General features: G+C 68.0%; 11 protein-coding genes. 1 reads left to right on the top strand and 10 read right to left on the bottom strand.

Translation table 11 applies throughout. The annotated features are described in order from the left end of the window. Positions 1 to 69: 69 nt before the first annotated feature. The 6 genes from pxpA to AC3WLE_RS29010 form a co-directional block, all read right to left on the bottom strand. Positions 70 to 810, bottom strand: a complete 741-nt coding sequence (gene pxpA / locus AC3WLE_RS29035; RefSeq protein WP_492320790.1) for a 5-oxoprolinase subunit PxpA — start codon at positions 808 to 810, stop codon at positions 70 to 72. A gap of 55 nt (positions 811 to 865) precedes the next feature. Beyond that, positions 866 to 1885 (bottom strand): 5-oxoprolinase subunit C family protein, encoded by a 1020-nt coding sequence (locus AC3WLE_RS29030; RefSeq protein WP_492320791.1) that lies wholly within the window; start codon positions 1883 to 1885, stop codon positions 866 to 868. Continuing rightward, positions 1882 to 2529, bottom strand: a complete 648-nt coding sequence (pxpB, locus tag AC3WLE_RS29025) for a 5-oxoprolinase subunit PxpB (RefSeq protein WP_010811490.1) — start codon at positions 2527 to 2529, stop codon at positions 1882 to 1884. Before pxpB ends, AC3WLE_RS29030 begins: the two co-directional genes overlap by 4 nt. A 241-nt stretch (positions 2530 to 2770) precedes the next feature. Then, the gene (lipA, locus tag AC3WLE_RS29020) at positions 2771 to 3766 is read right to left on the bottom strand and encodes a lipoyl synthase (RefSeq protein ID WP_010811489.1); all 996 of its coding nucleotides are present in this window, start codon (positions 3764 to 3766) and stop codon (positions 2771 to 2773) included. A 40-nt stretch (positions 3767 to 3806) separates the two neighbouring features. Continuing rightward, complete coding sequence (gene lipB, locus AC3WLE_RS29015; protein ID WP_492320817.1) at positions 3807 to 4562, bottom strand: lipoyl(octanoyl) transferase LipB; 756 nt, start codon at positions 4560 to 4562, stop codon at positions 3807 to 3809. Between the two features lie 170 nt (positions 4563 to 4732). Beyond that, on the bottom strand, positions 4733 to 5101 hold the full coding sequence (locus AC3WLE_RS29010; protein WP_492320792.1) for a DUF2917 domain-containing protein: 369 nt from the start codon (positions 5099 to 5101) through the stop codon (positions 4733 to 4735). 248 nt (positions 5102 to 5349) lie between these two features. Between AC3WLE_RS29010 and AC3WLE_RS29005 the strand changes: the two genes are divergently transcribed. Continuing rightward, the gene (locus AC3WLE_RS29005; RefSeq protein ID WP_492320793.1) at positions 5350 to 6306 is read left to right on the top strand and encodes a transcriptional regulator GcvA; all 957 of its coding nucleotides are present in this window, start codon (positions 5350 to 5352) and stop codon (positions 6304 to 6306) included. A 1-nt stretch (position 6307) separates the two neighbouring features. Here the strand turns inward: AC3WLE_RS29005 and AC3WLE_RS29000 are convergent, their stop codons facing one another. From AC3WLE_RS29000 to mrdA, 4 genes are all read right to left on the bottom strand, one after another. Further along, on the bottom strand, positions 6308 to 7387 hold the full coding sequence (locus AC3WLE_RS29000; RefSeq protein WP_492320794.1) for a tyrosine recombinase XerC: 1080 nt from the start codon (positions 7385 to 7387) through the stop codon (positions 6308 to 6310). Positions 7388 to 7412: 25 nt separating this feature from the next. Next, complete coding sequence (locus AC3WLE_RS28995; protein WP_010811484.1) at positions 7413 to 8099, bottom strand: DUF484 family protein; 687 nt, start codon at positions 8097 to 8099, stop codon at positions 7413 to 7415. 151 nt (positions 8100 to 8250) lie between these two features. After that, complete coding sequence (gene rodA, locus AC3WLE_RS28990) at positions 8251 to 9393, bottom strand: rod shape-determining protein RodA (RefSeq protein ID WP_492320795.1); 1143 nt, start codon at positions 9391 to 9393, stop codon at positions 8251 to 8253. Positions 9394 to 9404: 11 nt separating this feature from the next. Next, complete coding sequence (gene mrdA, locus AC3WLE_RS28985; RefSeq protein ID WP_492320796.1) at positions 9405 to 11711, bottom strand: penicillin-binding protein 2; 2307 nt, start codon at positions 11709 to 11711, stop codon at positions 9405 to 9407. Positions 11712 to 11735 lie beyond the last annotated feature (24 nt).

Below are 11735 nucleotides of genomic sequence, written 5' to 3'. Positions count from 1 at the left end.
GCGGACGGCAGCCGTGTCAGCGCACGACGGCGCCGGCCGCAGTGGATGCTGGCGGTTGAGACGGAGTGCTCAGTCGCCGGCGCGGACCGCGATGCCTTCCGCGCCCAGCCGTTCCCGGATGCGCCGCGCAAAGGCCAGCGCGTGGGCGCCGTCGCCGTGCAGACACACGGTTTCGGCTTGAATCGGTACCCAGGTGCCGTCGATGGCGCGCACGCGTTTCTCGCGCACCATGGTCAGGGTCTGGTTCAGGGCGACTTCCTCGTCCTCATGCAGCGCGCCCGGCGTGCCGCGCTTGACCAGCGTGCCGTCGGGGTTGTAGCCGCGGTCGGCAAAGACCTCCTGCTTGACGCGCAGGCCGGCCTCTTTGGCGATATCGATCATCTGGCTGCCGGCCAGGCCGAAGAACACCAGGTCGGCATCGAAGTCGCGCACCGCGCGCACGATGGCGCGGGCCAGCGCGGGGTCGCGCACGGCCTGGTTGTACAGCGCGCCATGCGGCTTGACGTGATGCAGCTCGCCGCCCTGCGCGCGCACGATCGCGTCGAGCGCGCCGATCTGGTACAGCACGTCGGCGTAGACGTGTTCCGGGTCGCGCTGCATCTCGGTGCGGCCGAAGTTCTCGCGGTCCGGGTAGCTCGGGTGCGCCCCGATCGCCACGCCGCGCTCCAGCGCCCACTTCACCGTCTGCAGCATGGTGGCCGCGTCGCCCGCGTGCCAGCCGCATGCGATATTGGCCGAACTGATCAGCGCCAGCAGCGCCTCGTCGTTGGCACAGCCTTCGCCAAGGTCAGCGTTCAAATCGATCTGCATTGCCATTCTCCTGTGCGGCGCACTGCGTCGCCCGATTGATGTTGCGCGTGCGCGCCTATGCCGCCACGCGCGTGCGTGCGCGCCGCCGCGCGGCGATGGGCATGCCATCGCCCTGCCACCGCAGCGCCTGGTCGATCTGGCGCAGGTAGCGCTCCAGCTCGGCCTGCGCCGCCTCTGCCTGCGCCAGCGTCACCTGCACGAAACGCACCGGCGCACCCAGCGGCACCTGCGCCAGCCGCCACAGGTCCGCGCCGATCACCACGCCGATCTTGGGATAGCCGCCGGTGGTCTGCGCATCGGCCATCAGCGCGATCGGCTGGCCGCCCGGCGGCACCTGCATCACGCCCGGCACCACGCCATGCGAGAGCAGGTCGGCGCTGCGCTCGGCGCGCCGCGCCAGCGCGGGCCCGTTCAGGCGCAGCCCCATGCGGTTGCTGTTGGGCGTGACGGTCCAGTCGGCCTGCCACAGCGCGGCCTGCGAGGCCGCGTCGAAGTCTTCATATTCAGGCCCCGGCAGCATCCGGACCGGCGTGGCCTTGCCCGCGATGCTGGCGGGCAGCGCCCACGCCGGCGCCTGCACGCCGATCCAGTCGGTCTCGGCCGCCAGCCCCGGGCGCCCCGCCGCCAGGCGGTCGCCTTCCTGCAGCGCGCGCCCGCCCAGCCCGCCAAAGCCTGACTTCAGGTCGGTGCTGCGCGAGCCCATCACCGGCTCGACCTCGATGCCGCCCGCCACGCACAGGTACACGCGCGTGCCGCCGCGCGTCGACGGCAGCGTCAGCGTCTCGCCCTTGTGCACGTCAAAGGCATGCCACGACCACACCGGCACGCCGTCCAGGTTGGCGCCGCATTCGGCACCGGCCAGCGCCACGCGCATATCGGCATGGAAGCGCAGCGCGGCGCGGCCCAGCGTGAATTCAATGGCGGCACAGCCCGGCGCATTGCCGAGCAGGCGGTTGCCCACCTCCACCGCCAGCATGTCCATGGCCCCGCAACGGCCCACGCCAAAACGGCGAAAGCCGGTACGGCCCAGGTCCTGCACCGAGGCGAGCGCACCGGGACGAATGATTTCGATCACGCGATGATTTCCTCGGCAACAAAGCGCACGGTATCGCCGGGCGCAAACAGGGACGGCGGATCCCGGTCCGCCACGAAGAGCTCGGCATCGGTGCGCCCGATCAGCTGCCAGCCGCCCGGCAGCACCGCCGGATAGATCCCGGTCTGCTCGCCGCCAATGCCGACCGACCCGGCCGGCACCGCCACCCGCGGCTCACGCCGGCGCGGCGTGGCCAGCTCCGGCGCCAGCCCGCCCATATAGGCAAATCCCGGCTGGAAGCCCAGGAAGTAGACGACGTACTCGCCGGCAGCGTGGCGGCGCACCACTTCCCGCGGCGTCAGCCCGGTATGGGCCGCCACATCGCCCAGGTCCGGGCCATGCTCACCGCCGTAGCGCACCGGGATCTCCACCAGCTTGCCGGTGGCATTGCGCGCCTCGCCGGAGGCCCAGGCGAGCTTCAGGTTGCGCTCCAGCGCGTCCACATCGGCGCTGCCGTCGAAGATCACGGTCAGGTTGTTCATGCCCGGCACCACGTCCACCACCCCGCGCCAGTCCTCGGCCCGGGCAGCCATCGCCCAGATCCGGCGCTGGACTTCCAGCGAGGCGGGGGGAGCCACGCTGTACAGCAGCGCCTGCTCGGCGAGTCGGTGGACGGTGCAGTTCATGAGATTCCCGGTAGCGCACTTGCTACCAGTTTAGGCAGGCAAGCCGGAATGTGACGTGCTTGTATTTCATCGATAATTTATCGATGAATTCATCATATCGAAATGAGACGAGGAGAAACAGTCAGGATTGACCCTAGGGGCGCAAGGGCCACTGCGACCGGCTGCACCATGGCCGGGCACCAAAGAAAAACGGCCGGGAAATCCCGGCCGTCTCTGCTCGATCAGTGTGCAACGCTGTCGTTCAGGCAAACCCCGCCTGATGCGCCTGCTGGTCAGCATGGTACGAACTGCGCACCATCGCCCCCACCGCAGCGTGGGTGAAGCCCATCTTGTAAGCCTCTTCCTCGAACATCTTGAAGGTGTCGGGATGGACGTAGCGCAGCACCGGCAGGTGGTGGTTCGACGGCGCCAGGTACTGGCCGATGGTCAGCATGTCGATATCGTGGGCGCGCATGTCGCGCATGACTTCGAGGATTTCCTCGTCGGTCTCGCCCAGGCCCACCATCAGGCCGGACTTGGTCGGCACGTTGGGGTTGCGGCGCTTGAATTCCTGCAGCAGCTTGAGCGAGTGCTCATAGTCCGCGCCCGGGCGGGCCTGCTTGTACAGGCGCGGCACGGTTTCCATGTTGTGGTTCATCACGTCCGGGGGGCACGCCTGCAGGATGTCCAGCGCCTTGTCCAGGCGGCCGCGGAAGTCGGGCACCAGCACTTCGATGCGGGTGGCGGGCGACAGCTCGCGCGTCTGCGAGATGCAGTCGACATAGTGCTGGGCGCCGCCGTCGCGCAGGTCGTCGCGGTCGACGCTGGTGATCACCACGTAGTTCAGCTTGAGCTGGGCGATGGTGCGGGCCAGGTTGCCCGGCTCGTTCACGTCGAGCGGATCGGGACGGCCGTGGCCGACGTCGCAGAACGGGCAGCGGCGCGTGCACTTGTCGCCCATGATCATGAAGGTGGCGGTGCCCTTGCCAAAGCATTCACCGATGTTGGGGCAGCTCGCTTCCTCGCACACCGTCACCAGGTTGTTGGCACGCAGGATGTCCTTGATCTCGTAGAAGCGTGAGCTGCCAGTGGCGGCCTTGACGCGGATCCAGTCCGGCTTCTTGAGCTTTTCGGCCGGCACGATCTTGATGGGGATGCGTGCGGTCTTGTCGGCCGACTTCTGCTTGCGGGTCGGGTCATACTGCTCCGCGGGGGACTGCGGGGCTTCGCTGGAAGTGGCGATCAGGGCGTCGCTCATACATTTCTCCGCACGCGCTCAGCGTGCATTTCGCTTTTGACTAGGAGGCCGGGGCCGTCTCACCCGGCTGCTTCGCTTCAGCCGGGGCGGCAGTTCCTTCGGCAGCCAGCGCACGGGCTTCGTGCGCTGCCAGCACCTCGCACAATGCTGCCGCCAGGCGCTGTGCGATTTCCGGTTGTTGTGCCGCGGTCACGGGCAAGGGGGCGCCGTTGGCATCCGCCGCCGCGAAGGTGGCGCCCGCGCTGGCCATGTCGACTGTTTCCAGCCCGGCATAGCCGCAGGGATTGATGCGCAGGAACGGCGACAGGTCCATCTGCACGTTGAGGCTGACGCCGTGGTAGCTGCAGCCGTTGCGGATCTTGAGGCCGAGCGCGGCAATCTTGGCGCCCTGGCGCGGCCCGTTGGACAAATAGATGCCGGGGGCGCCGGGCTTGCGTTCGGCTGCGAGATTATACGCCGCGAGAGTGTCCAGCACCGCCTGCTCGATGCCGTGCACGAGTTCGCGCACCATCAGGCGGCGGCGGCGCAGATCGAGCAGCAAATAGGCCACGACCTGGCCGGGACCGTGATATGTGATCTGCCCGCCACGATCGATCTGCACGACGGGAATCTGGTCGTCCGGGGCGAGCAGGTGCGCGGGGTCGCCCGCCTGGCCCAGGGTGTAGACCGGCGGATGCTCGACCAGCCAGACCTGGTCGGGCGTCTCGGGCGTGCGTGCGGCGGTGAAGGCGCGCATCGCGTCGAAACACGGCTGATAGTCCTCGCGGCCGCGTTCGATGACTTGAATCGGATGCATGGCGAGAGTGTAACGAAAAGGGCCGGCTTGCGCCGGCCCCGCCTCGGTCACTTCTGCTGCCCGCTCAGGGCGTGGTCCGGCGGGAATCGTCCGATGCGTCACGCGACCAGACCAGGCGCAGATGCCCGCGTCCGCGGTGTGATGCGGACGATGCCCCGCCGGGCTTCGGCTCAGGATGCGGTGACCTGGTCCTGGTTAGGCGTCCATTCGGTGCCTCGAACCAGACGGCGCAGGCTGCGATACACCAGGTGCGGCACATCAGCCAGCGCCAGCGCCGGACGACGCGCTTCCGCGATCAGGGCGAGGCGCACTGGTTGCGGCGCACGCGGGTCAACGCTCAGCACCACCTCGTCACCGGAGCGCAGCAGCAGGCTGCCGCCACAACGCAGCCAGTAGTCCTCCGAATCGTTCTCGCGGGTCAGCCATACGTCGGTGCCGCGGGCCTCTTCGACATGCAGGCGCTGGGCAGCATGCACCGACAGCGTGGTGACTTCGCCAGGATTCAGGGTGAACACGGTCGTTGTGAGCACGGTTTTCATGGTGGTTCTCCGTTCAGCCGGCCTCGGCGGGGATACGCCAGACACAGTACGAATTCGCGGCGGGGCACCGGAACTGGCCCGGCAAGGGGACCAGGCCAGTTAAATCCTATGAATATCGCCGTGAAGTAAATGACTACTGCGGGGGCCGGTGATGGAATATTAGTGATTGCCCGACCACTATCAAAACGATATATTTTCTTTGTTCTTGTTAGACAAACTCACATACACACGACCGCCTGGAGACCACCATGGCCTGGAAAAGCGCCTGGGAAAAGGACCTGCCGCGCGGCTGGCACCGCGAGCTGCCGCGCCTGCCGGCGCTGACCGCGCTGCGCGCCTTCGAGGCCGCGGCGCGGCACGAGAGCTTTTCGCGCGCGGCCACGGAGCTGTTTGTCACGCACGGCGCGGTCAGCCACCAGATCCGCGCGCTGGAAGACGAACTGGGCATGCCGCTGTTCGAGCGCCACGGCAAGCGCGTCGCGCTGACGCCGTCGGGGCGCCTCTATGCCGAGCGCGTGCGTGACGCGCTGCTGCAGATCGCCGATGCCACGCGCGCGCTGCAGGCCGGCAACCGCGACAAGCGCCTCACCATCAGCACCATGCCGTCGTTTGCCGCGCGCTGGCTGACGCCGCGCATCGGCAGCTTTATCGAGCGCCACCCGGAGCTGGATGTCGAGCTGCTGTCGTCGAACACGCTGGTCAACTTTGCGCACGAGGAAGTCGATATCGCGCTGCGCATGGGCAGCGGCGACTATCCCGGCCTGTACGTGGAACGGCTGCTGGACGATGTCTTCTTCCCGGTCTGCAGCCCCGGCTTCAATGGCGGCCGCCTGCCCGGGCGGCCGCAGGACATGGCGGGGCTGCCGCTGCTGCGCGGCGAGGGCGATCCGTGGAAGCCGTGGTTCGAGGCCGCCGGGCTGGGCTGGCCCGAGCCGCGCAAGGGCCTGCTGCTGGAAGATTCCTCGCTGCTGCTGCAGGCCGCGTCCGAAGGCCAGGGCATTGCGCTGATCCGCTCCTCGCTGGCCTACAACGACCTGCTGGCCGGGCGCGTGGTGCGGCTGTTCGATGTCAGCATCCCCTGTCCATGGCTGCTGTACTTCGTATGCGCGCCGGGCTCATTGAACCTGCCCAAGGTGCAGGCATTCCGCGGCTGGCTGCTGCCCGAGATCGAGCGCTTCCGCGAGGTGCTGGCGCAGTGGGAGTGAACTAGTCTTCCGGCGCTTCGCCGGAGTCAGCAGGATCGGCGGCTGCGTCCGCCGCCGGCGTGGCGCGCGCCCGGCCGGCCCGCGGATGGGCCTTGTCGTAGACCTTCGCCAGATGCTGGAAATCGAGCGCGGTATAGACCTGCGTGGTCGAGATGCTGGCATGGCCCAGCATCTCCTGCACCGCGCGCAGGTCGCCCGACGACTGCAGCACGTGGGTGGCAAACGAATGCCGCAGCATATGCGGATGCACATCGGCCGGCACGCCGGCGCGCAGCGCCTGCTGCTTGAGCCGCAACTGCACGGTGCGCATCGACAGGCGCCGCCCGCGCGGACCGAGGAACAGGGCGTGGGCATCTTCCGGCAAGGCGCCGGGGCGCAGCATCGTGTCGCGCACCGCCAGCCAGGCGCGCAGCGCCTCGATGGCCTTGCTGCCGACCGGCACCGAGCGCTGGCGCGAACCCTTGCCGGTCACGGTGACTTCCGCCCCGGCCAGGTCGAGCCAGCCGCTGGAGCGGTAGCCGTCGGCATCGGCATAGCGCAGGTCCAGCTGCACCAGCTCGGACAGCCGCAGCCCGCTTGAATAGAACAGCTCATGGACCGCATGGTCGCGCAGTGCCTGGGCATCCGTGCCGGCAGGATGCGCGACCAGTGCCACCGCATGTTCGACCGACAGGGCCTTGGGCAGCGCGTGGCCAGAGCGCGGCGCGCGCACGCCGTCGACCGGGTTCACCGTGACGCCATGGCCGTGGCGCGCCGCCCACTGGAAGAAGCCGCGCCAGGCCGACAAGGTGCGCGCGATGCTGGTGCCGACCAGCCCGGCGCCATGCAGCCGCGCGGCAAAGTTGCGGATATGGTGGGTCTGCAGTGCCAGCAGGGCCACGCCGGGCGCATAACGCGCCGCGTGCCCCTGCAGCACGCGCAGGTCGCGGCTGTAGCTGGTCAGCGTGTGCTCGGCCAGCTTGCGGCTGCCGCGCAGCCAGTCCAGGTAGCGCGTGACCAGCGGCTCGGGTGCCGGCGGCGGGCCGTCGCTGGCAGGAGCGATATCCGCAACCACGCTGCGGGGCGGCCGGCGTGCAGTCATGGCGTCAGGCGTGGGCCGCCGCGCCTCAGTCGCGCAGCCGGTGCAGCGCGGCGCCGGCGACTTCGCCGATCTGCGACAGGTAGGCGGTGCCCATGCCTTCGTGGAAACGGCGCGGATCGGGCGAGCCCAGCACCAGCAGGCCAAAGGCTGCGCCGCGCACGTCGGCACCGGCCTCGGCATCGCCGGCACGCACCGGCACGCGCAGCGTCACCATCGCCAGCGAGGTGATATCGTCGCGCTCCAGCAGCCCCGCGGCCTCGAAGCCGCCGTTGCTGCCGCAGTACGGCGCACGCAGGCCTTCGGCAAAGATGCGCAGGTCTTCGCTGGCGCCCTGCGCCACTTCCATATGGACGTATTGCTCGGCCACATCCCACAGCCTGAGCGCCACCGCCGGCACATCGAACACCTGCTGCAGGCCGTCCTGCACCGCATAGGGCAGCGCGTGCGAATCGGCCTCGGCCAGCAGGCGCAGCTGCCAGGCATGCATGCGCTGCTGGGTGCGGTCGTTGTCATGGCCGTGGCGGACCAGGTCCGCCAGGCGCAGCTCCAGGCCCTTGTTCTTCTCGCGCAGGATTTCCATCTGGCGTTCCTGCAGCGACACGGCGCGGTGGCTGTGCGGGCTGGTCAGCTGCACCGCGGCCAGCAGCTCGGCGTGTTCTTCGAAGAATTCGGGGTGGCTCTGCAGGTAGGCGGCAACGTCTTGGGCGTTCATGGGGCGTGGACCGGTAGAGGTAAAGTGGGTGGCAGTTTAGCAAAGGGGACCGGCGGCACAGCCGCGGCCCCCTTTTTACAGGCTGCGCTAGTGTCCTGTTCCGCAAGTAACTTGCCAAAATTTCATGGCAAGGTATTTGCAGAACAGGACACTAGGTCTGGATCAGCCGCTTCTGCCGCGAAATGCTCATCAGAATGCCGATGCCCGCGCCCAGCGTCACCAGCGCGGTGCCGCCATAGCTCATCAGCGGCAGCGGCACGCCCACCACTGGCAGGATGCCGCTGACCATGCCCATGTTGACGAAGGCATAGGTGAAGAAGATCAGCGTGATCGATCCCGCCAGCAGCCGCGAGAACAGCGTCGGCGCATTGGCCGCGATAAACAGGCCGCGGAAGATCAGCAGCAGGTACAGCACCAGCAGCACCGCATTGCCGATCAGGCCGAACTCTTCCGAGTACACCGCGAAGATAAAGTCGGTGTGCTTTTCCGGGATGAATTCCAGGTGCGTCTGCGTGCCCTTGAGCCAGCCCTTGCCTTCGACCCCGCCGGAGCCGATGGCAATGATCGACTGGATCGTGTGGAAGCCCTTGCCGAGCGGATCGCTGGTGGGGTCCAGCAGCGTGCAGACGCGGTGCTGCTGGTAGTCGTGCAGCACCGGCCAGTTCACGCCCGGCGCGCACATATCGTTCTGGAACGTGATCAGCAGCGTGATCGCTACCACCAGCAGCCCCAGCAGCGGCAGGATCAGCCGCCACGACAGGCCGGCGAAGTAGATCACGTACACGCCCGCGGCCATCACCAGCAGTGCCGTGCCCAGGTCAGGCTGCTTGGCGATCAGGCCGACCGGGATCAGCAGCAGCCCCAGCGCCACCACGAAGTCGAACCACCTGATCACGCCCTCGCGCTTCTGGAAATACCAGGCCAGCATCAGCGGCATCGAGATCTTCATGATCTCGGACGGCTGGATCACCATGCCGACATAGAGCCAGCGGCGCGCGCCCTTGCGGATCAGGCCGAACATGGCCACCGCGATCAGCAGCGCCACCCCGACCGTGTAGATCGGCACCGCCACCCGCATCAGCGTCTGCGTGGGCAGGTAGGCGATCACGATCATCACCACATAAGACAGCAGGATATTGCGCAGCTGGTCCTCGACCCGGCCCGGCATGTCAATGGCGGCCGAGTACAGCGCCACGATGCCGGTGGCGAACAGCAGGAAGACGATCAGCGAGAGTGGTTTGTCAAAACCGGTCAGCGCGGTCTTGATCAGGGACAGGACGCGGCGTCGATCCATGCGCGTCTCCTTCAGCGAGTGGCGTCGGCACCGCTGGCTGCCTTGGCAGCCACGGGCTTGACGCGTGGTTTGGGCGCGGGCGCCTTGGCCGGCACGACCGGCGCGGAAGCCGGCGGCGGCACCTTCGGCTTGCTGTGGCCCAGCGCCTGCAGCATGCGTTCATCCAGCGTCTGCACGGCCGAGGCCGGTGCGATCGCGGCCGGGTCCAGCGCCGCCGCGATCGCGTCAGACGCCCCGGCACGCGCGCCCGACGCCGCGGCGACCGCGCTGGCGGCCGCGCCGCTGGCCGGTGCGCTGCCGCTCGACATCACCGTGGCGCTGGCAATGCTGGCGGTCTGGCCGGTGGTGAACACGCTCGGCGTAGCCACCGGCGGGCGGCCCGCCATGCGCTCGGCTTCCGGCGGCGCGATCGCCTCCAGCTCCGCCGGCCATTTGCCGGTCAGGTAGTAATCCATCACCTTGCGCGCGATCGGCGCGGCCACCGCCGCACCGAAGCCGGCGTTCTCGACGATCAGCGCAATCGCGATCCTGGGGTTGTCCGCGGGCGCGAAGGCCGTGTACAGCGAGTGGTCGCGCTTGCGCTCTTCGAGCGCATGGTGGTTGTACTTCTCGCCCTTGGCCAGGCTGTAGGTCTGCGCCGTGCCGGTCTTGCCCGCCGATTCATAGGCGGCGCCGGCGAACACGCGCGCGGCCGTGCCGGAATGCGTCACCGCCACCATGGCGCGCTTGATCACGTTGATGTCGGCCTGCTTGAGCGGGATCGTGTAGCTTTCCTTGGGCACGGTCAGCGTGCGCTTGCGCGTGACCGCGTCCTCCACGGCCTTGACCAGGTGGGGCTTCATCACCTTGCCGTCGTTGACGATGACCGAGGTGGCCTGCGCCAGCTGCAGGATGGTGAAGCTGTTGTAGCCCTGGCCGATGCCCAGCGAGATGGTCTCGCCGTCGTACCACCTCTGCTGCTCGGGCTTGCGGTAGGCGCGGCGCTTCCAGTCGGTGGACGGCAGGATGCCGCGGCTTTCGCCCTCGATGTCGATGCCCGTGATCTGGCCGAAGCCCAGCGGCTTCATGAAGTCATGGATGCCGTTGACGCCCATGTCGCGCGCCAGCGCGTAGTAGTAGGTGTCGCACGAGTGCACGATCGAGCTGTGCATGTCGACCCAGCCATGGCCGCCCGGCTTGTCGTCACGGAAGGTATGGTTGCCCAGCGTGAAGAAGCCGGGGTCGGACATGCCCCAGGCCGCGGTGCGCTTGCCGGTGGTCAGCGCGGCCAGCGCCATGAACGGCTTGTAGGTCGAGCCCGGCGGGTAGGTGCCGCGCAGCGGGCGGTTCAGCAGTGGCTTGTCGGGCGAGTTGTTGAGCTCGTTCCAGGTATTGGTGTCGATGCCTTCGACGAACAGGTTGGGGTCGTAGGTCGGCTTGGAGACAAAGGCCAGGATGTCGCCGGTGGACGGCTCGATCGCCACCAGTGCGCCGCGGCGGTTGCCGTAGAGCGCCTCGGCCAGCTGCTGCAGGCGGATGTCCAGCGACAGGATCAGGTTGTTGCCAGGCGTGGCGGGTGAGGTCGACAGCGTGCGGATGGGGCGCCCGCCCGCGCTCACTTCCACTTCCTCGAAGCCGGTCAGGCCGTGCAGCTCGCTCTCGTAGCTCTGCTCCAGGCCGATCTTGCCGATGTAGTTGGTGCCCTTGTAGTTGTCGGCGTCCTTGCGCGGATCGTATTTGGCGCCGTCGGCATCGTTGGCCTCGTCCATGGCCTCGATGCGTTCCTGGTCGCGCTGCGAGATGCGGCCCAGGTAGCCGATCACGTGCGAAGCCGACTCGCCCAGCGGGTACTGCCGGAACAGCCGCGCGCGCACATCCACGCCCGGGAAGCGGAAGCGCTGCGCTGAGAAGCGCGCCACTTCCTCGTCGCTCAGCTGGCTGCGGATCGGCAGGCTTTCAAAGCTGCGCGACTCTTCCATCAGCCGCTTGAAGCGGCGCCGGTCGCGCGGCTGGATATCCACCAGCGCCGACAGGCCTTCGATGGTGTTGTCCAGCGTATCGCCCAGCTTGGACGGCGTGATCTCCAGCGTGTAGGCGGAATAATTGCGCGCCAGCACGATCCCGTTGCGGTCCATGATGATGCCGCGGTTGGGCTCGATCGGCGCCACCGAGATGCGGTTGTCCTCGGCCTTGGCCGAGTACTGGTCATGCTTGTACCACTGCAGCCACAGGAAGCGCGTGAACAGCAGGCCAAAGCAGATCACCGTGAACAGGGCCGCGGCCGCCACGCGGATGCGGAAGCGGCCGATTTCCAGTTCGACGTTGCGGATTTCGGTCATGGTACTGCGTTGGCCAGGGATGAG

Source organism: Cupriavidus sp. FW306-1B-F12B, assembly GCF_058781795.1.
The sequence above is the reverse complement of the archived record's forward strand: the minus strand, read 5'-3'. Positions and strand labels throughout refer to the sequence as shown.